22 protein-coding genes and 1 tRNA gene are annotated in these 24,743 nt (G+C 71.0%); 13 read left to right on the top strand and 10 right to left on the bottom strand.

Annotated elements, in window-relative coordinates:
• Window positions 1-142 precede the first annotated feature (142 nt).
• Window positions 143-1,777 carry an amidohydrolase gene (locus JOD54_RS23335; protein ID WP_204453133.1) on the top strand — a complete coding sequence of 545 codons (1,635 nt, stop codon included), beginning with the start codon at window positions 143-145 and terminating at the stop codon, window positions 1,775-1,777.
• A gap of 119 nt (window positions 1,778-1,896) precedes the next feature.
• Here JOD54_RS23335 and JOD54_RS23330 read toward each other — a convergent pair whose 3' ends face one another.
• A complete protein-coding gene (locus tag JOD54_RS23330) occupies window positions 1,897-2,376 on the bottom strand; it encodes a hypothetical protein (RefSeq protein WP_204453131.1) in 480 nt (159 codons plus the stop codon).
• A gap of 81 nt (window positions 2,377-2,457) precedes the next feature.
• The gene (locus JOD54_RS23325) at window positions 2,458-3,255 is read right to left on the bottom strand and encodes an arylamine N-acetyltransferase family protein (protein ID WP_307860227.1); all 798 of its coding nucleotides are present in this window, start codon (window positions 3,253-3,255) and stop codon (window positions 2,458-2,460) included.
• A gap of 169 nt (window positions 3,256-3,424) precedes the next feature.
• On the opposite strand from JOD54_RS23325, the gene JOD54_RS23320 reads away from it, so the two are divergent.
• Window positions 3,425-4,399: a ketopantoate reductase family protein gene (locus JOD54_RS23320; protein ID WP_204453127.1), complete on the top strand. Its 975-nt coding sequence runs from the start codon at window positions 3,425-3,427 to the stop codon at window positions 4,397-4,399.
• A 170-nt stretch (window positions 4,400-4,569) separates the two neighbouring features.
• On the opposite strand, the gene JOD54_RS23315 is transcribed toward JOD54_RS23320, so the two are convergent.
• Entirely contained in the window at window positions 4,570-6,702 is a 2,133-nt protein-coding gene (locus JOD54_RS23315; protein ID WP_204453125.1) for a TerD family protein, read from the bottom strand.
• A gap of 27 nt (window positions 6,703-6,729) precedes the next feature.
• Window positions 6,730-6,802, bottom strand: a tRNA-Arg gene (locus JOD54_RS23310).
• A gap of 712 nt (window positions 6,803-7,514) precedes the next feature.
• On the opposite strand from JOD54_RS23310, the gene JOD54_RS23305 reads away from it, so the two are divergent.
• The 7 genes from JOD54_RS23305 to JOD54_RS23275 are packed head-to-tail and all read left to right on the top strand — an operon-like array spanning window position 7,515 to window position 14,573.
• Window positions 7,515-8,720, top strand: coding sequence for an MFS transporter (locus JOD54_RS23305; protein WP_204453123.1), 1,206 nt, complete (start codon window positions 7,515-7,517; stop codon window positions 8,718-8,720).
• 8 nt (window positions 8,721-8,728) lie between these two features.
• Window positions 8,729-9,583 (top strand): cupin-like domain-containing protein, encoded by an 855-nt coding sequence (locus JOD54_RS23300; RefSeq protein WP_204453121.1) that lies wholly within the window; start codon window positions 8,729-8,731, stop codon window positions 9,581-9,583.
• On the top strand, window positions 9,580-10,830 hold the full coding sequence (locus tag JOD54_RS23295; RefSeq protein WP_204453119.1) for an 8-amino-7-oxononanoate synthase family protein: 1,251 nt from the start codon (window positions 9,580-9,582) through the stop codon (window positions 10,828-10,830). Before JOD54_RS23300 ends, JOD54_RS23295 begins: the two co-directional genes overlap by 4 nt.
• Entirely contained in the window at window positions 10,827-11,696 is an 870-nt protein-coding gene (locus JOD54_RS23290) for an HpcH/HpaI aldolase/citrate lyase family protein (protein WP_204453117.1), read from the top strand. Before JOD54_RS23295 ends, JOD54_RS23290 begins: the two co-directional genes overlap by 4 nt.
• Entirely contained in the window at window positions 11,693-12,604 is a 912-nt protein-coding gene (locus JOD54_RS23285) for an acetaldehyde dehydrogenase (acetylating) (RefSeq protein ID WP_204453115.1), read from the top strand. Before JOD54_RS23290 ends, JOD54_RS23285 begins: the two co-directional genes overlap by 4 nt.
• The gene (gene dmpG / locus JOD54_RS23280) at window positions 12,601-13,647 is read left to right on the top strand and encodes a 4-hydroxy-2-oxovalerate aldolase (RefSeq protein WP_204453113.1); all 1,047 of its coding nucleotides are present in this window, start codon (window positions 12,601-12,603) and stop codon (window positions 13,645-13,647) included. Before JOD54_RS23285 ends, dmpG begins: the two co-directional genes overlap by 4 nt.
• Complete coding sequence (locus JOD54_RS23275; protein ID WP_204453111.1) at window positions 13,644-14,573, top strand: ornithine cyclodeaminase family protein; 930 nt, start codon at window positions 13,644-13,646, stop codon at window positions 14,571-14,573. The genes dmpG and JOD54_RS23275 overlap by 4 nt, the downstream gene beginning before the upstream one ends.
• A gap of 1 nt (window position 14,574) precedes the next feature.
• Here JOD54_RS23275 and JOD54_RS23270 read toward each other — a convergent pair whose 3' ends face one another.
• Window positions 14,575-15,063, bottom strand: a complete 489-nt coding sequence (locus JOD54_RS23270; protein ID WP_204453109.1) for a MaoC family dehydratase — start codon at window positions 15,061-15,063, stop codon at window positions 14,575-14,577.
• Between the two features lie 49 nt (window positions 15,064-15,112).
• Here JOD54_RS23270 and JOD54_RS23265 point away from each other — a divergent pair, with 49 nt between their 5' ends.
• Together JOD54_RS23265 and JOD54_RS23260 are read left to right on the top strand one after the other, a co-directional pair.
• The gene (locus JOD54_RS23265; protein ID WP_204453107.1) at window positions 15,113-16,441 is read left to right on the top strand and encodes a hypothetical protein; all 1,329 of its coding nucleotides are present in this window, start codon (window positions 15,113-15,115) and stop codon (window positions 16,439-16,441) included.
• Between the two features lie 75 nt (window positions 16,442-16,516).
• Window positions 16,517-18,541, top strand: coding sequence for a tetratricopeptide repeat protein (locus tag JOD54_RS23260; RefSeq protein ID WP_204453104.1), 2,025 nt, complete (start codon window positions 16,517-16,519; stop codon window positions 18,539-18,541).
• A gap of 5 nt (window positions 18,542-18,546) precedes the next feature.
• Here the strand turns inward: JOD54_RS23260 and JOD54_RS23255 are convergent, their stop codons facing one another.
• The gene (locus JOD54_RS23255; protein ID WP_204453103.1) at window positions 18,547-18,927 is read right to left on the bottom strand and encodes a VOC family protein; all 381 of its coding nucleotides are present in this window, start codon (window positions 18,925-18,927) and stop codon (window positions 18,547-18,549) included.
• Between the two features lie 47 nt (window positions 18,928-18,974).
• Window positions 18,975-19,544: a hypothetical protein gene (locus JOD54_RS23250; RefSeq protein ID WP_204453100.1), complete on the bottom strand. Its 570-nt coding sequence runs from the start codon at window positions 19,542-19,544 to the stop codon at window positions 18,975-18,977.
• A 208-nt stretch (window positions 19,545-19,752) separates the two neighbouring features.
• On the opposite strand from JOD54_RS23250, the gene JOD54_RS23245 reads away from it, so the two are divergent.
• Window positions 19,753-20,631, top strand: coding sequence for a peptidase associated/transthyretin-like domain-containing protein (locus JOD54_RS23245; protein ID WP_204453097.1), 879 nt, complete (start codon window positions 19,753-19,755; stop codon window positions 20,629-20,631).
• 22 nt (window positions 20,632-20,653) lie between these two features.
• Here the strand turns inward: JOD54_RS23245 and JOD54_RS23240 are convergent, their stop codons facing one another.
• Window positions 20,654-22,279 (bottom strand): esterase/lipase family protein, encoded by a 1,626-nt coding sequence (locus JOD54_RS23240; protein WP_204453095.1) that lies wholly within the window; start codon window positions 22,277-22,279, stop codon window positions 20,654-20,656.
• Window positions 22,276-22,674, bottom strand: coding sequence for a hypothetical protein (locus tag JOD54_RS23235; RefSeq protein WP_204453094.1), 399 nt, complete (start codon window positions 22,672-22,674; stop codon window positions 22,276-22,278). Before JOD54_RS23235 ends, JOD54_RS23240 begins: the two co-directional genes overlap by 4 nt.
• A gap of 92 nt (window positions 22,675-22,766) precedes the next feature.
• On the opposite strand from JOD54_RS23235, the gene JOD54_RS23230 reads away from it, so the two are divergent.
• The gene (locus JOD54_RS23230) at window positions 22,767-23,447 is read left to right on the top strand and encodes a GyrI-like domain-containing protein (protein ID WP_307860226.1); all 681 of its coding nucleotides are present in this window, start codon (window positions 22,767-22,769) and stop codon (window positions 23,445-23,447) included.
• On the opposite strand, the gene JOD54_RS23225 is transcribed toward JOD54_RS23230, so the two are convergent.
• A complete protein-coding gene (locus JOD54_RS23225) occupies window positions 23,414-24,742 on the bottom strand; it encodes an MFS transporter (RefSeq protein WP_204453093.1) in 1,329 nt (442 codons plus the stop codon). The two genes, JOD54_RS23230 and JOD54_RS23225, sit on opposite strands and share 34 nt — an antisense overlap.
• Window position 24,743 lies beyond the last annotated feature (1 nt).

The raw sequence follows: 24,743 nt of genomic DNA, 5'->3' as shown, positions 1-24,743 counted from the left end.
GTTGCTCACCAGCGCACCCTTCTTGTTCGGCGCGGCACGACGCGGGCGGGACCGTTCACCGCGCGCGCGGTCGCGCCGAAACTGACCGGGAGTTGGCGCCGCAGGGGTCGCCGTCCGCGAGGTCACCGGGAGTGAGCGCACCTTGGCTGCTGATCTGATCCTCACCAACGCCACGGTCCACACGGTCGACTCGGCGGTGCCCCGGGCCACCTCGCTGGTGGTCGAGGGCGGAAAGGTCACCGGGTACGACGCCCAGGGCCAGGTCGGGCCGGACACCGAGGTGCGCGACCTGGGCGGCGCGTTCGTCATGCCCGGGCTGATCGACGTGCACAACCACCACGCGATGGCGGGCCGCGCGGAGCTGTTCGAGCTGACCTTCGGCGGCGAGATCGGGTTCGACGGCATCCTCGACGCGGTGCGCCGGTGGTCGCGGGGGCTGGGTCCCGACGAGTGGGTGGTCGGCGGGGCGTGGGCGTCCACGCTCGTGGACGCGCTGTCGCGCGAGTCGGCCAGGCACGCCTTGGACGAGGCCGCCGGTGGGCGACCGGTCTCGCTGTCGGACGACAGCAGGCACAACAAGTGGGTGAACTCCCGCGCGCTGGAGCTCGCCGGGATCACCGAGAACACCCCGGATCCCGACGGCGGCGTCATCGTGCGCGACCAGGCGACCGGCGCGCTGACCGGCGTCCTGCTGGAGGCGGCGGGGGTGCTGGTCGAGCGTGCGGTGCAGAGCAGCCGCACGCTGACCGCCGAGCAGCACGCGCGCGCGTCGCGGCACGGGATCGGCATCCTGCACAGCTACGGCGTCACCGCGTTCCAGGACGCCGGGGTGTCGGTGGACATCCTCGACGCGCTCAAGTCCCTCGACGACGCCGGCCAGCTCGACGCCTGGGTGGTGTCGTCGCTGCTGATCAACGACACCATCTTCGGGTTCGACCCGGTCGGGCGGGAGCTGATCGAGGTCGGTGAGCGCTACCGCACCGAGCACCACCGGCCGGACTTCGTGAAGATCTTCCTCGACGGGGTGCCGCCCACGCGGACGGCGGCGTTCATCGAGCCCTACCTGCCCGACGAGGCGCACGGCGCCTGCTTCCACGGCACGACGACCATGCCGCCCGCCGAGCTCGAGGGCTGGTTGCGCACGGCGGCCGAGGCGGGTCTGTCCGCCAAGATCCACTGCACCGGGGACGCCGCGGTGCGCGCCACCCTCGACGCCGTGGCCAAGCTACGCGCTGACGGTTTCGCCGACACCAAGTTCCAGGTCGCGCACGGCCAGTTCGTGCACCCCGACGACCTGGCCCGCTTCGCCGCGCTCGGCGTCGCGGCGGACATCTCGCCGTTCCTGTGGGTGCCTGGCGTAATCCCGACCGCCATCGCCAACGTCCTGCCCGCCGAGCGCGCCGCCAAGATGCAGCCCAACCGGGCCCTGCTCGACAGCGGCGCCCTGGTCGCGGGCGGGTCGGACTGGCCGGTCAGCGAGTCGCCGAACGCGTGGGAGGGCATCCAGGGCCTGATCACCCGGCAGGACCCGACCGGCGCGTTCCCCGGTGAGCTGTGGCCGGAGCAGGCCATCACCCTCACCGAGTCCATCGAGGCCTTCACCCTCTCCAGCGCCCGAGCCACGGGCCTCGACGACGTCACGGGTTCCCTCACACCGGGCAAGTCCGCCGACTTCATCATCCTCGACCGCGACCCGTTCCAGTCCCCCACCACCGACCTCGCCGCCACCACGGTCACCGAAACCTGGTTCGCCGGACGGCAGGTGTTCGCCAGATAGCGGCGCGGGCAACGACCTTGGCCACCCCATGACGTGGGGTGGCCAAGGAATGTGTGGGTCTCGGGTTCGCCCACGACCAAGACCATCCCCACTGCTCGCGAGCAGAGCCGGTCTCGTGGTCAGTTGCCGCCCTGGTTGGCCTCCCGCTGGGTGTTGTCCTTCCGGGCGCCGCCCTGCTGGTTGTCGCCCTGCCGAGTGCTGTCCTGCTGAGTGCTGTCCTTGTCAGTGCTGTCCTGCGGTGGTCCGTCCTGCCTGCCGGTGCCCTGCTGGGACGAGCCGCTGTTGTCGCGTTGGCCGCGCCTGCCCTGCTGGCCGCCCTGGGGCGGGGTGCCCTCGCGGAGGCCCTGCTCGGGCATGTCGTCGCCGCGGCCCTGTTGGTCGTGCTGGACGATGGCGGCACGGGGGCCGTCCCCGGCGGCGCCGTGGCCGATGGCGAACCCGGCGGCGCCGCCGACCACCAGCATCCCGGCCGCCACCGCGCCGACCACGACCCGGCGGGCCCGCCACCACGGGGTGACGGCTGGCGCCGGGGGCGCCACGTACTGAGGGGTCTCAACGGTCGGCGTGATCGGCTCGGGCTGCGGCGAGGGGGTCTGCATGGGGTGGTCCTTCCGTCTCGGTGTCACCCCGACCTTCGGCGGCGGACCGGGGGCGAAACAGAAGAGGGACCTGGGCGTTGGCTATGCGTTCCCTGTGCCGCTGGGGATGGCGGGGAGGCGGTCGAGGGTGATGCCGAAGTGTTCGGCGTAGGCGGCGGTGATCTGGGCTTCGGTGTCGAAGGCGACGGCTTCGCGGTGTTCGCCGTCGGTCCAGGTCAGGCGGTTGCCGCGGAGGGTTACGCGGCCGTCGTCGGTGAGGCGGGTGCAGAAGAGGTTCTGCCGGAACGGGGAGTCGGGGGAGGTTTCGAACCACCACAGGGCGGGGCGGAAGTCGGCGAGGGTGCGGGGGCGGGGGTCGATGCGCAGCAGCGGTTGCCCGTCGCGCAGCAGGTCGGTGTCGCCGTGGGGGGCGTCGACGAACTCGTAGACGCCGTTGGGGTCGGCTTGGGGGCCGCGCAGGTCCAGCCGCAGCGGGAAGCGGGGCGCGTCGCGGCCGAAGCCGACGTCGACGAGCCACGGGTCGGGGCAGTGCACCCTGATCACGGTGTGCGCCAGCGGGAAGTTGACCGCGCCGTCGACGAACACCTGGCTGCCGAGCAGGGTGACGTGGTAGCCGAGGGCGGCCAGCAGCGCGGGCATGGCCGAGCCGTTGAGCTCGCGGCAGGTGCCGCCCCGGTTGCCGTGCACGACCTTGGCCACCGCGGCCGCGCCGACCCCGATCGGCACGCCCAGGTGCACGTCGATGTTCTCGAACGGCACGCTCAGCAGGTGCTGCTCCTGCAGTTCGTGCAGGAACGCCGCGTCGGGGGCGCGCTGGGCGCCCACCCCGATCCGCCGCAGGTAGGCCGCGACGGTGTCGGCGTCCAGCAGTTCGTCCACAGTAGAATCCTTGGATCCCATACCCGTCCCCCAGGTGTGCGGCGTGCGACCAGCCAGGCTAGCACGGCGCCCACCAGGTGAACCCGGTTCGACACCGGAAGTTCCGCGTCGTCCACAGTGGATTCCGACTAGGGTGGACCACAGCGCAACGGACCCGGGAGGACCAGCGGTGCGGTATGTGATCATCGGCGCGGGCGCGGTCGGCTGCGCGATCGGCGGCACGCTGCACGCGGCGGGGCACGAGGTCGTGCTGGTGGCCAGGGGTGCGCACGGGGCCGTGCTGCGCGAGCGCGGCCTGACGTTGATCACCCCGCGTGAGCGGCGGCTGCTGCCGGTCCCGGCGGTCGGCGGACCGGACGAGGTCGACCTGCGCGGTGACGACGTGCTGGTGCTGACCGTCAAGACCCAGGACGCCGTGGCCGCGCTCGAAGCCTGGCGCGACCGGCCGGTCGCGGGCGGCGCGACAGCGGGAGCCCGGTTGCCGTTGCTGTGCGCGCAGAACGGCGTCGCGGGTGAGCCGATGGCGCTGCGGCGGTTCCGGAACGTCTACGGCGTCTGCGTTCTCCTGCCGTCGACCTTCTTGACACCGGGTGAGGTCACCGCCGCGGGCACCCCGTACACCGGGCTGCTGGCGATCGGCCGCTACCCGCACGGCACCGACAGCACGGCCGAGCAGGTCTCGATAGACCTGAGGGACGCCGGGTTCCTCGCCCCGGTGATGACCGATGTGATGCGGTGGAAGTACGCGAAGCTGCGGCAGAACCTGGCCAACGCGATCGACGCGGTCTGCGGCGAGCGCTCGGACGACCTGCGGCTACGAGCGGTGACCGAGGCGTCGATCGCGCTGGCGGCGGCGGGCATCGACAGCGCTTCGGATGCCGAGTTCGACGACCTGCGGGCCAACCGCGTCACCCCGAGTCCCGACCTCGGCCGGGGCGGTAGTTCGACGTGGCAGAGCATCGTGCGCGGCACCGGGTCCACGGAGGTCGACTACCTCAACGGCGAGATCGTGCGGCTCGGGCGGCTGCACGGTGTGCCGACGCCGGTGAACGAGGTCCTGCTGGACGCGGCACGGGAGTCGGCGAGGCTCGGCCGCGCCCCTGGTGAGGTCACGGCCGAGGACCTGCTGGCACTGCTGGAATGAGGCCGCCAGGAGAGACTCGGGGCTAGTTTCATATCAGGAAGTGAAGGAAGCCCTGAGATGGCCTGGCGGTTGAGGAAAGTGCACGGACTAAAGGGGACAGGTGAAGGAAGTCCGCGCGTGGCCTCGTTGGTCCTCAGTCTACCTGAAGCAGCGACCCGCCCAGTACCGGTTTACCGGGGGATGAGCTCGGACAACCGGTCGAGCGTGATCACCGTGGAGCCCTCCGGCAGGCCGTCCGGTCGGTGCACCCCGACGAAGGTCACCGGCTCGGTCAACCGCAGGCCGGGCTCCCACATGACCGTCGAGCCCGCTCGCGCCTCCACCAAGCGCAGCAAGTGCCCCACGGTCAGGTGCGCACGCGAGGCGATCGCCCTGGTGATCATCGCCGTGCTGAGGTGGTGGCCCTCCACGCGGTTGAACCCGGGCGCTCCCTTCAGGTACAGGTGCAACCACGTCGCCGTCCAGCCGTCCCCGTCGCGGCTGAACATCATCGGCAGCGCGACGCGACCGGAACCGCGCAGGTCCGAGCGGGTGCGGACGGTTCGCGCCTCGAACGGGGCACCGTCGAGCGAGGACTCGCGCACCATCCAGCCGAACATCGATTCGTCGACCACGTCGAAGTCCTCGCCCGTGTAGATGCTGACCTGCGGCACCACGTGCGCGGCGCTGGTCCGGCCCAACTGGATGTCGATGAACTCGGTGGCACCGCGCGGCGCCTCGGTGAGATCACCGGAGTACACGGCGCCGTCGTTGCGGTAGTCGGTCCACGACACGTGTCCGATGTACTGGAAGTCCTCGTCCAGCAGCAGTGCGGACAAGTCGTAGTCCGTGCGCTGCTTCTTCTGCTTCCAGTAGGTGAAGAACCGCAGGATGCGACCGTCCACCGGCGTGCGGGTGCCGCGCGGGAGCACCGCGAAACCGTCCTCGACCGCCTTGCCGGACAGCGGCAACGCCACCGCCAGCACGTCCGGGTCGATCACGAGTCGCTCGTGGACCGGCATGCGGGACATCAGCTCCACGTCGACCATCGCGCACACCCGGTGCACGACCTCCGCCGACAGCGGCGGGCGGTCGTCCCGGGTGACCCAGGGGCGACCAGCGCGGTTGACGAACACCCGCGCCGGATCAGCCTCGGTTCGGTTCGCCAGGTGTTCGCGCACCGAACACAACACGCGGCCCGACACCCGATCCAGCACCGAACCGACCGCGTCCAGCACGTCCTCGGTCTCCGGGCCCGCGGTGCGCAACAACCGGTCGAGCGATCGCAGCAACATGCCCGGCGACTCCGTGAGCAGTCGCGCCGCTTCGCCGATCGCGCCACGAGCGAACGCCGCCTCGGCCCGGCCTGCCAGCGACCGGACGACAAGGTCGCCGCGGGCGACGGCGAACACGTCCTGTGCGTGCGGGAACGCCGGGTACTCGTGCGGGTGCAGGTACTCGCCGAGGCGCTTGAAGCGACCGGCGTAGCGGTTGACGTCGCCGAGCTTGCCGCCCTCGGCCGCGACCGCGGCGTCCAACGCGGCCATCAGGGCCCGGCGGTGCGCACGGCGGAAGCGGCGGAAGCGGGTCGACTCGACCAGGGTCACGTCACCGCCGCTGAGCTGGCACGCGATCCGCAGCACGTCGACGACGGAGTCCACGGCCAGCAGCGGGCGACCGGCGAGCAGCCGAGCGGCGTTGACCGTGGCGCGGTTCTCCCGCACCGGCATGGGACCGGGCTCGAGGTCGAGGCACTCCCCCGCGAGCTCGCCCAGGAGGGTGAGATCGGCGCCCGTCAACGGCGTCGTCGCGCCCGCCAGCGAGCGGTAGAGCGCGCTCACCTCCTCGTGCGCCGTACCGCCGAGGTACACGACGGTGACGCGGTCCTTGATGGAGTCGATCAGCGCGTCGTGGCGGTCGAGCATCTCGGCGTAGCTGTGCTGGACGCGGCCGTAGCGCAGGGAGCTCAGCAGGTTGATGGGGCCCCGCTGCCTGCCGAGGGTGGTGTCCTTGGCCTCGGCCGCGCGCAGGATGCCTATCCAGAACTCGACGGTGTCGGGCACGCCCGCAGGGAAGTCCTGGAAGTACGGGTTGTGCTCGACGTGGTCGCCGACCAGGCCGCGCACCGCGGTGACGACGTCGACGGCCAGGTCGAGCGCGGCGCCGGTGGTGAGGCCGCCGAGGTGCTCGAACAGGTCCCGGCTCGCCTTGAACCCGACGCTGACCAGGGCGGCGTCGAGCTGGCGGGCGACGGCGGAACCGTCGCCCGCCGGGCCGTCGGAGCGCGGCACGCGCAGCGTGCGCTGGATGGTCTTGATGAGCATCGGGGGGTCCTCTTGATCGTTGGAGAGTGCTCCCACCAGGATTCGAACCTGGAACCTCCGCGTTCGTAGCGCGGCGCTCTGTCCGTTGAGCCATGGGAGCGGAAAAGAAAAAGCCACCGGTCGGTGTCCCGACGGGTGGCTCCCTGTGCGGCGCGCCGCGCTAGATCAACGCGAGCGGCACGAGCACCGGGAGTCCACGCGACCTCGACCCGGGTCGCCGCGTGTACGCGGGCAGGGGCCGAATGCCGTGGTGGCGGTACCCACTGCGTCCCATGGTCGGCTCCTCTCCCCTGTCGTGCTCGCGGTGTGCGGGGGACATGCTCACCCGGCGCCCGCCCGGCGGTCAACCGATATCGGACGTGGTGGCGCGGACCTCACACCAGCGGGTTGTGACCGGGGTCGCACCCCTAACGGTCGTCACGGTGGGTGCGATGACACCCAGGCGCCCTGAGCGCGGGCGCCTGCCGACTGGGAAAGGGAATGAGCATGGACACCACGTGTATTTCCCGGGGAAATCCGATTCGCACTACGTATCGAAATCCCTACTTCGGGCGAGTCGGCTTGGGCCATTCAGCCGTGCTTGTCGTCGCGTTCGGCGGAATTGACACCCGGTGATGGCCCACCTAACATGGCCAATCGCCGCTCGGACCAAGGCTGGATCGTGACACCGACAGCGGCGGGTAATTCGGCCAGAACCGATGTATCGGTCGATTTCCCGGACCCGCGTCATTCCGCCAACGGTCACTTTTCACACCGACGGGAGCATTGTGTCAGGGGGCGCTAAATCCGGGTTCGGCGCGTATCCGAGGCTGTTGCGGCAGCCGGGCGCGCTCACCCTGGGCCTGTCCGGGGTGCTCGGCCGGTTCCCGATCGCCATGCGGTCGCTGGGCTGCCTGATGCTGGTGGCCGCGGTGAGCGGCTCGCTGGGCGGCGCCGGGGTCGTGGCGGCGGCGATGCTGATCGCGCAGGGACTGGCCAGCCCGGTGCTGGGCCGGTTGGCCGACCGGGTCGGGCAGCGGCGGGTCCTGCTGGTCACCTGCGCGGTGCACGCGGTCGCGCTGACCAGCCTGATCGCCGCGATCCAACTCGGCGCCCCGCTGCCGCTGCTGCTGGTGGCCGCGGTGGCCACCGGCTGCGCTTCGGTGTCGTTCACCTCGTTCATGCGGGCCAGGTGGGCGGCGCTGGTCGACAAGGGGTCGCTGCGCACCGCCTACGCGCTGGAGTCGGTGCTCGACGAGACGATCTTCCTGCTCGGGCCGCTGCTGGTCACCGTGCTGGCCGCGTCGGTGCACCCGGCGGCGGGGCTCATCGCGTGCGTCGCGTTCACCACGGTCGGGTCGATCGCGGTGGCGCTGCACCAGCGGTCGGAGCCGGTCGTGGTGGCGGCCGACGCCGGGGGCGGCAAGCGCGCGATCTCGGTGCCCGGGGTGCGGGTGCTGATGGTCGCGTACGCGGGCATGGGGTTCTTGCTCGGCGCGGTCGACGTCACGATGGTCGCCTTCGCCCGCGAGCAGGGCAGCCCGGGGTTCGGTGGGGTGCTGTTGTCGCTGACCGCGGTCGGCAGCCTCGCCGCGGGCGCGGTGTACGGGGCGGTGGCCTGGCGGCAGTCGCAGGAGCGGCTGCTGATGGCCACGACGGGGCTGCTGTGCCTGGGCGCGGTGCCGTTGGCGTTCGCCGGGTCCGGGCTGGTCATGGCGGTGTTCGCGGTGCTGGCGGGGGTGGCGATCGCGCCGGGTCTGATCGCGGGCAGCACGGTGCTGGAGGCGCTGGCACCCAAGGGCTCGCTGTCGGAGGGGTTCTCCTGGCTCTCCAGCGCGGGCGCGTCGGGGATCGCTCTGGGCACCGCGGTGGGGGGACGGCTGGCGGACTCCGGTGGGTTCGCGGCGGCGGCGTGGGCCGCGGTGGGTGGCGGGGTGGTCGCGGTGGCGCTGAGCGTCCTCGGGCAACCCGCGCTGCGGGCGCGTGAGCCCGAGGTGGTCGAAGCGGTCGAGCTGGACAGAGCGGCACGAGAACAGTGAGGGATGCAGTGAGCACACACCCGGTCGAGCTCGGGGGCCTGCCGGTACCCCGGATGGACTTCGACGAGTTCCTGGCCTTCGGGCGGGAGGCGCTGATCCGCGCCGACGTCCCCGTGATCATCAACCTGCCGGAGGAGATCCGGGGCCTGGGCCGCGACGGGGTCGCCGAGCGGCTGGGCCAGATGCGGGTGACGCTGTTCACCGAGCCGAGCAACAAGCAGAACTCGCAGCGCTGGACCACCAAGGAGATCCAGCTCAGCGAGTTCTTCGCCGACGAGCGCTACCTCACCGACCCGGGCACCTGGAACCGGATCGTGTCCAACATCCGCGACAGCCCGGCCGACGTCAACGCCATCCTGGGCTTCGACGCCGAGGAGCTGTTCGACTACCGGCGCTCGCTCAACGCGGCCAACCTGTGGATCAGCCACAAGGGCGTGTTCACCCAGAGCCACTTCGACGAGCTGGAGAACTTCAACATCGCCCTGCAGGGCCGCAAGCGGTTCGTGTTGGCCCCGCCCGGGTTCTGGGAGTACTACCCGCGGTCGGTGCGCCAGGGCTTCGGCGACAAGTCGCAGGCCTTCGACTTCGACAACTTCGACGCCGCGCGGTTCCCGCGGCTGGTCGGCAAGCTCGCCGAGCGCCGGGAGCTGATCCTGGAGCCGGGGCAGATGCTGTACCTGCCGCTGGGCTGGTGGCACCAGGCGGAGTCGCTGGAGGACATGAACATCAACATGAACTTCTGGCTCAAGGACACCAAGATCCTGCGCCGCCCGTACGTGCTCGGCGTCGCGCTGTACACGATGCTGTTCCGCAAGCTCAAGGGTGTCTACAACTACCAGCCCGCCGCCGGGAGCGCGTCATGACCGCCGAGCTGACCGAGCGCAAGGTGATCACCCCGCCGCACCGCTACCGCAACAACGACAAGGCGGTCGGCGTCGGCAACGCGTTCTGGGACCGCTCCGAGCAGGAGGGCGTCGCCGGGATCGTCGCGGAGCTCGACAACGGGGTCCTGCGCACCGCCGACGGGCACGAGTTCGTCAACTTCACCTGCTGCTCCTACCTGGACCTGGACTCGCACCCCGCGGTCATCGAGGGCGCGATCACCGCGCTGCGCCGGTTCGGGGTGCTCGACCACTGCATCCCGCGCAGCCGGGTGCAGCTGCCCGCGCTGCTGGAGCTGGAGTCCTCGCTCGGCGAGCTGTGGGGCGCCGACGTGATCACCGCGATCTCCGCCGGGGTCGCCAGCGCCGGGCTGCTGCCGCTGATCGCCTCCGGGCACCTGGGCAACGGGACCCGCCCGCTGATGGTCTTCGACAAGAACTGCCACGTGTCCATGGCCGGTGCCAAGCCCGCGTGCGCCGACGAGACCGAGGTGGTCACCTCCGGGCACCACGACATGGACCAGCTGGAGGACTTCTGCCGCCAGTACCAGCGGGTCTGCTACGTCGTCGACGGCGCCGACAGCCTCGGCGGGTACGCCCCGGTCGAGCAGTTGGCACAGCTGCAGGAGAAGTACGGGCTGCTGGTCTACTACGACGACTCGCACTCGGTGTCGGCCTTCGGTGAGCGCGGGATGGGCTACATCCGGGCGAACAACCCGATCCGCGACGAGCGGACCATCACCATCGCGACCCTGAACAAGGCGTTCGGCACCAGCGGCGCGGCGATCGTGCTCGACGGGTACGGCAAGCACTCGCAGCGGGTGATCGAGCGGTTCGCGGGCGCGCTGTCGTACTCGCAGCCGATGAACACCGCCGCGGTCGGGGCGTCGCTGGCGTCGGCGGAGATCCACCGCGGGCCGGAGCTGGTCTCGTTGCAGGGTCGGCTCAACGACAACATCGCGCTGTTCGACTCGCTGATCCACACCGAGCAGACGGGGTCCAGCTACCCGATCCGGGTGGTGCCGATGGACGACGAGAGCGTGATCGACGCCGGTCGGCGGGTCTACCAGGCCGGGTTCTACGTCTCGCCGGTGTTCTTCCCGATCGTCGCGCGCGGCACCGCGGGTCTGCGGGTCATGCTGCGGGCGGGGCAGGCGGTGGAGCAGATCAAGGCGCTGGCTTCGGTGTTGGCGGAGGTCGGCGCGCCCCCGGCGAAGGCCTTGCCGTGAGTGCGCGCGCGATCCCCCGCAGCATCCTCTACACGCCCGCGCTGTCGCTGGAGCGGGTCGTGAAGGCCTGGTCCTACGACGCGGACGTGCACCTGATCGACCTGGAGGACGCCGTCCCGCCGCGGGAGAAGGCGGCGGCGCGGGTGATCTGCCGTGCGGCGTTGGAGCAGGCGCCCTGCCCGGACAACGTCGCGGTGCGGGTCAACCAACTGGGCACCCTCGCCGCGGTGCACGACCTGGTCGCGCTGGCGGAGTCGCCGGTCAAGCCGGGGTTCGTGGTGATGACCATGGTCGAGTCGCCGGTGGAGGTGGACCTGCTGCGGGCCACGCTGGCGGAGGCGGGCGCGCACCCGCAGGTCTACGTCACCGTGGAGACCGTCGCGGCGATCCGAGAGATGGACGCGATCGCGGCGGCGGCCGACGGGCTGGTGCTCGGCTCGGCCGACCTGGCGGCGACGCTGGGGGTGGAGATCACCTGGGCCGGGATGCTCGCCGCCCGCCAGGCGATGGCGCTGGCCTGCGCGCGGCACGGCAGCGGCTGCGTGGACACGGCGAACTTCCGGCTCGGCGCACCCGAGGTGCTGGTCGAGGAGATCGAGCGGGTGCGGGAGCTGGGGTTCCACGGCAAGGCCACGGTGCACCCCGGCGAGCTGGCCACGATCAACGCGGCGCTGCGGCCGGACCAGGAGCGGGTGCGGCAGGCCCGCCGGGTCACCGAGGCGGTGGGCGCGGCGGGCGGGGGCATCGCGGTGCTCGACGGGAACATGGTGGGTCCGCCGTTCGCCCGCCTGGCCCGCGCGACCGTCGCCCAGGGCGACGCCTGGACCGAGCGGTTCGGCAACTTCGGCAACGGGGGCAGAGCATGACCGTCACCCAGTCAACGCCCACCGGGCTCCGCAACCGGGTCGCGGTGATCGGCACCGGGGCGATCGGGCAGGACCTGGTCAGCAAGGTCCACCGCTCCCCCGTGCTGGACTGCGCCCTGGTGGTGGGCCGCAACCCCGACTCGGCCGGGCTCGCGCACGCCGCCCGGCTCGGCTACCCGACCAGCGCCGGGGGCATCGACGCGGTGCTGGCCGCCGACCAGCCGTTCGACGTGCTGCTCGACGCCACCAGCGCCGCGGCGCACGTCGAGCACTGGCGGCTGCTGGCGGACACGCCGACGCTGCTGGTGGACCTGACGCCGAGCAAGATCGGGCAGATGGTGGTGCCGACGGTGACCGGCACGGCCCGCTCGACCGGGCGCGACGTGAGCCTGATCAGCTGCGGCGGGCAGGCGTCGATCCCGGTGGCGCACGCGCTGGCCGAGCGGTTCGCGGTGCGGTACCTGGAGGTCGTGTCCACGGTGGCCAGCACCATCGCGGGCCGGGCGACCCGGCTCAACCTCGACGAGTACGTGGCCACGACCCAGCACGCGCTGACCACGTTCACCGACGTCGCCGAGACCAAGGCGATCCTCAACATCAGCCCGGCCGTGCCGCCCGCGACGTTCCGCACCGCGGTGCACGCGGTGATCCCGGGGGCCGACCCGGACGCCATCCGGTCGGTGGTGGACTCGGTGGCCGCGCGGGTGCGGGAGTTCGCGCCCGGGTACCGGGTGATCGCCTGCGCGGTGACCGGGGAGCGGGTGGTGGTGTCGGTGGAGGTCATCGCCGACAGCGACGTGCTACCGCACTACGCGGGCAACCTCGACATCATCAACTCGGCGGCCATCCTGGTCGCCGAGCAGCACGCGGCCCGGCTCAGCGCCGCGGGGACGGGGGTCCGGTCATGACCGGGGTGGCACATGACGCGGTGGCGCATGACGCGGTGGCCCGTGACGTCGTAGTGCACGACCCGACCCTGCGCGATGGTCAGCACGCCGTCCGGCACCAGCTCGGGGTGGCCGCGCTGCGCGGGTACGCCGAGGCCGCGGACGCCGCGGGGGTGCCGGTGGTCGAGGTCGGCCACGGCAACGGGCTCGGCGCGTCGTCGATGCAGGTCGGGCGGGCGGCGGTCAGCGACGACCTCATGCTCGCGACGGTCCGGGAAGCGTTGCGGCGCAGCAAGATGGGCGTGTTCATGTTGCCCGGCTGGGGTACATCGGCCGATCTGCGCAAGGCGATCGCGCACGGCGCGGACGTGATCCGCATCGGCGTGCACTGCACCGAGCCTTCGCTGGCCGAGCGGCACCTGGGTTTCCTCGCCGAGCAGGGCGCGGACGGGCACTGCGTGCTGATGATGAGCCACATGGCCACCGCCGCCCAGCTGGCCGAGCACGCGGCGACCGCCGTTGGCTACGGTGCGCGGGCGGTCGGGCTGATGGACTCGGCGGGGAACTTCCTGCCACAGGACGTCTCGGATCGCATCGGTGCGATCGCGGCGGCCGTCGACGTCCCGGTGATCTTCCACGGGCACAACAACCTCGGCATGGCGGTGGCGAACTCGGTGGCCGCGGCCCAGGCGGGCGCGACGATCATCGACGGTTGCGCGCGCGGGTTCGGCGCCGGGGCGGGCAACACGCAACTCGAGGTGCTGGTCCCGGTGCTCGAGCGCACCGGCTTCCGCACCGGCATCGACCTCTACGGCCTCCTCGACGCCGCCGACTTCGCCGAGCGGGAACTGATGCCCGCACCCCCCGTCACCGACACGGTCAGCATCGTCAGCGGACTCGCGGGCGTGTTCTCCGGCTTCAAGCACCAGGTCCTCGACGCCTCCCGCCGCAGCGGGGTCGACCCGCGCGACGTGTTCTTCGAGCTGGGCAGGCGCCAGGCGATCGCGGGCCAAGAAGACCTGATCGTGGACGTCGTCGCGGAGCTGGGGCAGGTGGCCAGTTGACCCGCTTCATCGGCGCCGACCAGATGGCCGGGACCGAGGCCGTGGTCCGGGTGGTCGACGCGCTCGCCGAGGTGTTCGCGGACCTGGCCGCAGGGAAGACCCGGTCGCCGTCGCGCACGATCGTCGAACACGGCCCCCAGCGCCAACTGCTCGCCGGGACCGCGACCTGGGAACGGCGCGGTGTCGGCAGCGTCAAGATCACCACGCTCACCCCGGACAACCCGGAGCGCGGGCTGCCGCTGATCCACGGCGTCGTCGTGGTGACCTCCCTGGAGACCGGGGAGATCACGGCACTGCTCGACGGCGCCGAGCTGACCGCGGTGCGCACGGGCGCGGTCGCGGGCCTGGCCACGCGGCTGTGCGCGCCTGAAGACGTCAGCGATCTCGCGATCGTCGGCGCGGGTGTGCAGGGTCGGGCGTTGGTGCGGGCGGTGTCGGCGGTACGCCCGATCCGGAGCGTGCGGGTGTTCTCCCGGACCCGTGACCGCACCGAGCGGTTCGCCGAGTGGGTGCGCGCCGAGTTCGGCCACGAGGTCCGGGTGTGCGGGACCGCGCGGGACGCCGTGGCCGACGCCCAGGTGGTCTGCACGGCGACATCGACGAGCGGCCCCGAACCGGTGGTGGCGGCGGAGTGGATCGCTCCTGGCGCGCACGTCAACATCATCGGCGGCACCGACGAGGAGGCCGTCGAGGTCGGGCCCGAGTTGCTGGGTTCGGCTTTCGTCCTGGTCGAGGAACGCGCGGCGGCGGTCGAAGACGCCGCGGAGGTCCGGGCGGCCATCGCTTCCGGATCAATCACCGCCGAGGACCTGCGTGAACTCGGCGCGGTGGTGACCGCCGGGTACACACCCGACGGTCGCACCACGGTATTCCGGGGCGTCGGCATGGCGATCGAGGACACCGCCGCGGCGGCCGCCTTTGTGTAGGTCAGCTGTCGCGGCAGCGGACCATGAACGACCGCTCGAAGGTGATCACGGTCTCGCCGGTGGACTTGGTGCCGACCGTCTCCACGGTCACGATCCCGGTGCCCGGCCGCGACTTCGACAGCCGCTTGTCCAAGATCCGGCTCGTGGCGTAAAGCGTGTCGCCGACGAACACCGGGTCCTTGAGGCGCACCTTGTCCCAGCCCAGGTTGGCCACCGCGCGCGCCGACAGCGCCTGCACGGTCATGCCGCCGACCAGGCACAGGGTGATGCCGCTGTTGACCAGCACCCGGCCGTACTCGGCGCCCGCGCCGTAAGCGGTGTCGAAGTGCAACGGGTGCTGGTTCATGGTGAGCAGGGTCAGCCAGGTGTTGTCGGCCTCGGACAGGGTGCGGCCCGGCCAGTGCCGGATCACCATGCCCGGGGTGAAGTCCTCGTAGTCCCCGCCGTGCTCCTCGACGAACTCGTTGTCCCCGACCTGCCGCAGCGTCATCCGCGTCCCCTTCCCTGGTTTGCCTGGTCCACAGTAGAAGGAACCCTCGATGTCCGGTAACCACCCCTGGTTCGGCGAGCACGTCATCGCCCCGGCCGCCGCGCCCGCCACCATCCGCGACATGCTGCGGCACGAGATCCGCGACACCGGCTGGCCCCACCAGCCCATGCTTCCCGCCGCCCCCATCGCCATCCCGCGCGCCTCGTACGCCGAGCTCTACCGGGCCACGATCGCGCTGCTGGACCTGGTGCGCCGCGTCGCGTTGGAGACCGCGACGACGACCGAGGGCCGGTTGGCCGCGTACGGGATGCCCGAGAGCGAGAACCAGCTGTTCGTGGCCGACCAGTTCCTCGAGGAGCGGTACGCCGACTGCGTGGTGCGCCCGGACGTGGTGATCGGGCCGGACGGGCCGAGGTTCCTGGAGTTCAACGTCAGCGGCGCACTGGGCGGCCCGGTCGAGACGCACTGCAGGCTGCTGGTGTGGCGGGCGCTGCACGGCGACGCCGACGGCAAGGTGCCGTTCGGGTTCCACGAGCCGTTCGCCGTGCGGGAGCGCATGTTCCGCGACCTCGCGGCCGAACTCGGCGTGGCGCCACGGGTGGCCTTGGTCGGCAGCGCTCGCGACCAGGGCGTGGCGTCGACCCGGTACTTCGACATCGAGGCCGAGTATTATGCGGCGCGGGGGTTGCACGCGCGGTTCTTCGAACCCGAGGACCTGTCGGAGGCCTGGAACGGCCCGGTGCACTACCCGTTGGGGCTGCGGAACTTCACCATTCCGGACTGGGACGAGCTGGGGATCGACACAGCGCCGGTCCAGGAGGCCCTCGACAACGGGGTGCTGCTGGTGGGCACCCAGACCTCGACGTTCCTGGCGAGCAAGCTGACCATGGGCCTGCTGTCGGAGGGCCGCCCGTGGATGAGCACCGCCGAACGGGCGCTCGTCGACCGCTACCTGCCCTGGACCCGTGTTCTGTCCGCCCGCAAGACCACCGTCAACGGTGAAGGCGTGGACCTACTTCAGTACACTGTGGACAACCGGGAGCGCTTGGTGCTGAAGGAAGGCCTCGGCATGAGCGGCAAGCAGGTGCTCATCGGCGAACAAACCACCGCCGCCGAGTGGTCCACCGCAGTGGACGCGGCCGCCCACACCGGCACCAGCATCGTCCAGGAGTTCGTCTCCCCCGCCACCTGCCACCTCCCCATGACCACCGAAGACGCCACCACCCCCCACGACGTCCCCGTCTCCCCCGTCCTGGGCCCCCTCCTCTTCGGCGGCCGCCCAGCGGGCATCTTCGCCCGCTTCTTCGCCGACGGGAAGGCGGGCATCGTCAGCGTCATGGGCAACAACGCCGCCGACAACTGCGTGGTCTGGGTCTAACCCCGCACCGGCGCGGATCGGTCGTCCGGTTCCCGGGGCTACATTCGCCGATCAAGTACGGCGTGGGGGTGGGCGATGGTCGAGGCGCGCAACGAACTGCACGCGGCAACGGTGGCGAACTCCGTGCAAGCCCACACGATCGGCACCGTGCACCTGCACCAGCACACGCCAGTCGCGATCCCACGGCAGTTGCCCATGGCGCCACGGGGATTCATAGGCCGCGCCGAGCACTTGGCCGAGCTCGACGCGCGAACCGGGATAGTGGTGATCTCCGCGGCGGGCGGTGCAGGCAAGACGTGGCTCGCGGTCACCTGGGCGCACCGCAACCTCGACCGGTTCCCCGATGGCCAGCTCGCCGTGGACCTGCGTGGCTTCAGCCCCGACGAGCCCCAGGCCCCTTTCGACGTGCTTGGCTGCTTCCTGGTCGCCCTCGGGATAGACCCGAACCCCCTCGACCTCGACGCCAGGGGCGCGCTCTACCGCACCCACACAGCGGGCAAGACGATGCTCGTCCTGCTGGACAACGCCTTCTCCGCAGGACAAGTCGCGCCCCTGCTGCCCGGGGGCGACACCTGCACGGTTGTGATCACCAGCCGTGGCAGGCTCACCGGCCTCCTCGCCCGCCACGGCGCGCACTCCCTGCGCGTCGGCATGCTCACCAACGCCGAAGCCCGCACACTGCTCACCTCGGCACAGGTCGCCCCCGAGGCCATCGCCGACCTCACCGGACTGTGCCGCGGGTTTCCCCTGGTGCTGGGCTTGATCGCCGCGCGCGTCCGCACCAGCGCTGACCGAACCGACCTCGCCGACGACTTGACCGCGCGTGGTCTGGACGCCCTCGCCGACGACGACCCCGCCGCCAGTCTGCCGACCGTCCTGTCGTGGTCCCTGCACCGCCTCACCGACGAACAGCGCACCGTCTTCGGCCTACTGGGCGTCGCCCCCGGACCCGACACGACCGCGACCGCCGTGATCTCCCTCGTTGCCCTGCCCGCAGCTCGGGTACACGGGGCCCTAGCGGCGCTGGAGGAGGCGTCGCTGGTCGAGCGGCATCACGGCAGGTACTCGATGCACGACCTCGTCCGTTCCTACGCCGCCACGACCGTCACCGCCGGGCGCCGAGGGGCGGCCCTGAGCAGGTTGATCGACTTCTACGTGCGCGGCGCCCACACAGCCGACCGCCTCCTCAACCCCCACGGCCCCGTCCTCCACGCCGATCCGGCCCTACCCGGCGTCACCCCACTCCGATTACCCGACTCCGCGGCGGCCGCGACCTGGTTCGCGGTGGAGCACCCCACGCTGCTCGCCTGCCAGCGCACCGCCGCCCGACTCGGCCGCCACCAAGCCGTCTGGGACCTGGCGTGGACACTGAACAACTTCCACCTCCGGTGCGGGCACCTCTACGACAGCCTCACGTCCTGGCAAGCCGCCCTCGGCGCGGCCGCGCATCTGGGCGAACCGGCTGTGCTGAGCCGCAGCCACCGGTGCCTTGGCCGCGCGTACTCGCGCCTGAGCAGGCACACCCACGCTCTCGAACACCTCAACCAGGCCCTCGACCTCGCCGTGCGCCATCACGACCGCACCGAGCAGGCCCACACCCACCGGGTGATCGCCTTCCTCTGGGGACGCCTCGGTGACCACCGGCAAGCCCTTGCCCACGCCCACCGTTCCCTCGACCTCTACCGCACCCTCAACCGGCCGGTGTGGGAGGCCGACGCTCTCAACTCCGCAGGGTGGTACAGCGCACACCTCGGCGAGTTCGACGCGGCGCTCGACCTTTGCCGCGCCGCTCTCGCCCTGCAGCGAGACCAGCACGATCCCGATGGCGAGGCATCCATCCTGGACAGCCTTGGCTTCATCGCCCACCTTACCGGCGACCACCGGCAAGCCCTCTCCTACTACAACCGGGCCCTTGATCGGTACCGCGCCACTGGCAACACCTACTTTGTCGCTTTCACCCTAGGCAACCTTGGTCATCCCCATGCCGCTCTAGGCCAACAGGATCGAGCTCGTGCGAGCTGGCGTGAAGCTCTTGAGATGTTCGAAGAGCAAGGTCGCGACACGGACGCTGCCCGCCTCCGACACCTACTCGCCCCCTGAGCCTCCTATAGCTCAGGAATCCGTTTGCGCAGCAGGCAGAACTCGTTGCCCTCGGGGTCGGCCAGCACGTGCCAGCCCTCCTCCCCCGTTTGGCCGACATCGGCGGGGGTCGCGCCCACCTGCAGCAATCGGGCGAGTTCGGCGTCCTGGTCGCGGTCGGTGGGGTTGACGTCGAGGTGCAGGCGGTACTTGCCGGACCTGGGTTCGGGGTTGGGGCTGAGGATGATCGTCGGCTGCGGGCCGCCGAAGCCGACACCCGGCGGCCCGATCTCGATCGCGCCGTCCTCCCGGTCGAGCTCGACGTAGCCGAGCACAGCGCACCAGAAGGTCGCCAGCAGCTCAGGATCCCGCGCCTCGATCACCAGTTCGCTGATGCGGCAAGCCATGCCCACTCCCCACCCGTCGACTGGCAGGGAGTCTACCGGCGCGTTGATCAGAGCGCACCGAGGAACGTCGTCTGTCCGAAGGGGACGCTGAGGCTGGACAGACCGCCCAGGGCGCAGCCGAGGTTGGGGTTGGCGACGCCGACGGTTTGGGAGGTGGTGCCGGTGAGCGGGCCGCTGGCCTGGGTGGTCATCAACGTGACCAAACCGTTGAGGGGGTTGGTGTTGACGGTGAAGTCGAAGGTGGTGTGGCCGCCGTTGGGCGACCAGTCGATGGTGGCGCGGCCGGTGAAGGTGGCCAGGAGGTTGCAGGGGACGCCGCCGAGGGAGACAGCGGTGCCCGTGGCGTCGGAAACGCTCCCGGCCTGCAGCTGGTTGTAGTTCCCGCTGGGAGACAGGCAGTTCACCACGGACGCCACCCCTGTGAGCTTGGCGCTTGTCTGCGTGGCGGTCAGCGCGGGACTGAAGCTGAGCTGCACGTTGACATTGCACGTCAACTCGACAAGCGCCGCCTGGGCAGGCGCGGCGACCGCGACGGGAGACAGCAGAACCACGGCGAACACCACAGCACGCCACCGCCGCCGCGCGTTGGTCCACCGCAGTCGTGAGCCGCCAGGCATGGTGCTTCCTCTCCGCCGCCGGTCAGTGCCTCGATTGAGGTTGCTGCCTCACCGCAGTCCAGGCAAGCGGCGAACCGGGTGACATCGCGCGCCGCCACCCGGGGGCAGCGGGTTCATCCGAACCGGTGATACTCCACTCCGGACTGCCGGGTTTCGGGAACCCGGCTAGCGTCGGACGAAAGCGTCCACCTCCGGCGAAGGGTCCACCGTGCTCGACGAGGGGAAGCGGGTCAGCAGGCGCACGGTGGTCTTCGGCAGCCTCACCCTTGCCGGAGTGGTCGCGGCGTGCGGCGGCAAGGAGTCCAGCACAACGACAACCGCGGCGGCTGGGGCGGATCCGGCCACCTTGTTGGCGAGCGCGACCACCTGCACCCTCTCGCCGACCACGACCCAGGGCCCGTACTACTTCGACGCCGACAAGATCCGCGGCGACATCCGTGAAGACCGTCAGGGCACCCGGCTGGACCTGGCGCTGAAGGTCGTCGACAGCGAGGGCTGCACCCCGCTCAAGGACGTCGTGGTGGAGATCTGGCACTGCGACGCCGGTGGTCTCTACTCCGGCGCCGAGTCCCAGTCCACCGGTGGCGGCGGCGAAGGCATGCCCAGCGGCGGCATGGCCCCCGGCGCCCTGGCCCCTCCCTCCGGCGCCCCCGGCGGCGGCCCTGGTGGCCCAGGCGGCCCACCCTCCGGCTCAGGCCCAGGCTCTGGTCCCGGCTCCGGCGACATGGCCGACCTGGTGCCCACCGACGACAAGCGCTACCTCCGCGGCGCCCAGGTCACCGACACCGACGGCGTGGTCCGCTTCACCACCATCTGGCCAGGCTGGTACCGAGGCCGAACCGTCCACATCCACGCCATGGTGCACCTCAACAACACCAAAGCCCTCACCACCCAACTGATGTTCGAAGACTCCCTCAACGACAAGGTCTACACCGCCGCCCCCTACTCCACCCACACCGGCCGAGACACCACCAACGACGACGACACCATTTACAACAACTCCATGCTCCTCACCGTCCAAGCGACCACCAACGCCTACCTAGCCGCCAAACTCCTCGGCGTGGACACCGACAAAGACGGCGCCTGATCGTTGGCTCGACGATCCGGAACTATGGCGCTGCGGCGAAGTAGGCGGTGCGGATCTTCTTGGTTGTGGGTGGCGGGAAGGCTTCGCCGTCCGCGCCGAGGGCACCGACCTGGACTGTCCATACGGGACTCAAGCGGTTGACCGCGACCTGATCACCGGGGCCGACGAGGATGAACTCCGATTCGCCGCGGTCGCAGGAGTAGGCGCCTACGTAGCCGTCGGCTCGGCCGCCCCAGCTGCCTCCGTTGCGGAGGAGGCATTTGGCGCCGTCTTCGAGGTCTACGCCCCAGGGTTCGGTGGCGGTGGGCGGGGTGGTCGTGGGGACCTCGCTACTGGAGACAACCTTGTGCAGGCGTTTCTCCCACGGGTAGCCGCCGCACAGGAGGGTGTGGCGGTCGGGGGTGACCCAGCAGGCGAGGGCTCCCGCGGCGGTGGGGGAACAGGTGACGATGTCTTTGCCGACCGAGGCGGGCGAGGGTGTGCAGTATTCGACCTCGGTGCTCTCGCCCTCGATCGTCCACCCCGAAGCCGAGTTCCCCGCCTTGTCCACCCCTACGACGTTGACGACCTTGGTGGCGCCCTGACTCAGGTCTGCCAGCGCCGCCTTGATCACCTCGACCGCCTGCTTGACCGCGCTCTGGTCGGTGGGCAGCCGGACGTGCGAGCAGGCGGCCGCGATGGTCACCCCGCCGAGGTAGGCCTGGACGGGCAGGCTGAACCGGTCCTTCTGCAGGTCCTGCAGGGTGAAGTAGTCCAGGGCCATCGAGGCGGGGACGAACGACAGCTCGTGGGCGGCTCGGTTGACGAATCCGAAGTCGACGGTGCAGGTGTCGCGCCGCGAGAAGGACTTCGCGCTGTCGACAGGCGTGTTCCCGGTCGGCCCGGAGACCGGGTAGCCGTGCGCGGAGGACAGCGGCACCACGCCGTCGCTGGCCAGCGGGATGGAGTAGGCGGTCCAGCCGAAGAACGTGCGGTTGACCGTGGCGTCCCCGCCGATCTGCGTCAGGTTGACGCCTGCGGGCAGCCAGGGCGGCAGATCGCCGCAGCCGCGCGGCAACGGCGTCCCCTTCGTGTGCTCGGCGAGGCACTTCCCGCCGTCGCGACCGTCGGCGGGTGGCAGTTTCTTGCCCAGGGCGTGCTGAAACACCTCGACCAACCGGGACGGCCCACCCTCGCCGCCCCACGGTGACCCCAATTGCGGCGTGCCGAGCGTGATCACGTACGGCACGACCTTCGCCAGTTCCGGGGTCAGCGCGTACCGCACCGCCAGCCCGCCCATGGAGTGCGCGACGACGATCAGCTTGCCGTCGCCACCGGCTTTCTTGTGCGCGGCGGAGACCTGACCGAGGTAGGTCGCCAGGCAGGGCGCGATGTGCGGGTCGGCGGCCCAGTAGGACGACCACTTGCCGTAGTCGAAGGTGTACGTGCTGATCTTGCCGTCGAGCTGGTCGGACAGCTTCCGCGCGGAATCGGTCATCGGGTCACCGGTCCAGCCGTGCACGAACACGACCGGCCGCTTGCCCTTCGCCTGACCCGACGACGCCGCTGTCGACTTCGCGTCGCCGCACTGGCCGGTCTGCGCCCGCGCGGGCACCGCGCACACCAGGGAAACCAGGCACAACACCAGCACCAACGCGCGCCCGGTCACTGGACGGCCTCCGTGGAGCTGATCAGCCACTGACCGTCGACCGCGACCAACCACACAGTCCACTGAGCACCGCCCACCCGCGCCGAGACCCGGGCCGCCCCGTCCGGCTCGGCCCGGAAGGTGGTCACGTCGAACTCGACCGGGGAGCCCGCCAGCGAGGCCACGAACCCGGCGTCGAACGGCTGGTCAGGCGACACCGCAACCGCCCTGCGCACTCGCGCCTCGTCCCCGCTGACCAGGTCCGCACTCAACTCCCGCGCCCGCTCCCCCGTCAACGGCGGGACCGGCCCAGCGGCGACCGCGTTACCCGACACGTCGCGCCCGCTGAAGACCAACACCACGACCGCGACACCCGCGACCACAACACCCACCACGGCTACCACCACTCGACCCACGGTGGACTCATCGCCACCACACGCCGACTGTTACCCGGCGCCCCCGCGGCCGTTACGCTGCGCATCGAGCCGTGTCGCGAGAGGAGTGCGCTGTGGACAAACCCGTCACGGACAACTACGACGTCAAGAAGGCGCGTCCCGCCTGCTACTCCGCGAAACCAGCCCGATTCGACGTCGTCGACATCCCCCGCATGTGGTTCCTCATGGCCGACGGCCACGGCGACCCCAACACCTCACCCCGCTACGCCGAGGTGGTCACGGCGCTGTACGCCACCTCGTACGCCGTGCGCGCCATCGCGAAGGCGGAGTTGGGCCGGGTGCACACCGTCGGGCCGTTGGAAGGGCTGTGGTCAGCGCCGGACCTGGCCGTGTTCCACTCCCGCGACAAGGACGCCTGGGACTGGACGCTGATGATCGTGCAGCCGGACTGGATCACCCAGGAGATCGTCGCCACCGCCACGGCGCGCACCCTCGAGAAGACCCCCACGGCGCACGACGTGCGGTTCGAGGCACTGCACGAGGGCACATCCGTCCAAACCCTCCACATCGGACCCTACGACGACGAAGGCCCCACCATAGCCCGCATGCACGACGAGTTCATGCCCGCCCAGGGCCTCGCCCCCCGAGACCGCCACCACGAGATCTACCTCTCCGACGCCCGCCGAACCGACCCCGCCAAACTCCGCACCATCCTCCGCCAACCCGTCCGCCCCACCCACGCCAGGCAAGGCACCAGCGGTCAGGTCGCCGGACCCTTGCGGGACAACAGGTAGAGACCGCCGCCGCACAGGGAGTACATGGCGGCCAACAGGAGCCAACCCCAGGTGCCGTGGGCGATGGCCGTGGCCGAGATCAGCAGCGGCCCGACGGTCTGGCCCGCCGCGTACGCCATCTCGACGACGCCCTGGTAGCGGGGTTGGTTGTAGGGGTCCGCCAGTTCCATCGTGAGACCCCAGGCGCCCGCTTCGCCGAGGGCCTCGCCACCGGACATCAGCAGGGCACCGACCAGCAGCAGGACGGTGGCGGCGACCAGGTCGACACCACCGGTGAAGGCGAAGACCAGGCAGGCCGCGGCGATGAGGCCCGCGCCGCGCAGCGCGGTCCGACCCGCGACCCGGACGTCGTGGGTTCCCCGGGAGGCCGCGACCTGGGTCAGGATGATCACCGTGGTGTTGATGACCAGGACGACCGACACCAGCACCGCGGGCGCGGTGGTGGCTTGCGTGATCCAGAGCGGCAGACCGATCTCCAGGAGCGCGAAGTAGGTGGCGTTGGCCCCCACGAGAGTCGCGATCGCCAGGTAGCGAGGATCGCGGAACGGGGACCGGACCGGACCGGGCGCCGCGGGAGCGGCGACCTCGGTGGCGACCTGGACGGGCACCGGCGTGGTGGGCACGGGATCCGGCGGGGTGGGGTCGGTGAGACGGGCCCTGGCGGTCGGCGACACCAGGGGGATCGCGCTTGACGCGGTCAGGGCCCCCACCACGACCAGCGCGACGGTGAACGCGGCCGGTGTGCCGATGACCAGGGCGACCCCGCCCAGGAGCGCGCCGAGGCCGGTGGCCGAGTTGGACACCACCCGCAGCCGGGCCCGCAGCCGCACCCGCTCGGGGCCGGTGTGCACCGAGGCGATCAGCGCGGCCCGCGCCGTGGTGCTGGCGTACCGGACGAGGGAGATGGCCGAGGCCAGGGCGGTGAAGGTCAGCATCGTGCCCGCGAGGGTGTAGCAGCTGATCAGCGCACCGAGCACCACCAGCATCGCGACGAGGGTGCGGCGCGAGCCGAAGTGGGCGGCGGTGTAACCGCCCACCAGCGCACCCGCGATCCCGGCGACGCCCGCGAACGCCAGGCCGACGCCGATCTGGGCGGCGGAGAGCCCGATGACCGTGGAGAAGTAGATCGCGCTGACCGCGTAGAAGGCGCCAGAGCCGAGGCAGGTGGCCGCGGTGGCCAAGGTGAGAGCCCTGGCCGCCTTGTCAGCGGAGTTGAGGATCTCGCGCATTTCCGACAAGGCGGACGCGAGCACACGGCGGCCCGCGGGCGCCCGTTTCCCCCCCAGAGTGGACATG

It is taken from the genome of Actinokineospora baliensis, assembly GCF_016907695.1.
Taxonomy (GTDB): Bacteria; Actinomycetota; Actinomycetes; order Mycobacteriales; family Pseudonocardiaceae; genus Actinokineospora; species Actinokineospora baliensis.
Note: the sequence above shows the minus strand (reverse complement) of the source record. Positions and strands in the feature narration are given on the sequence as shown.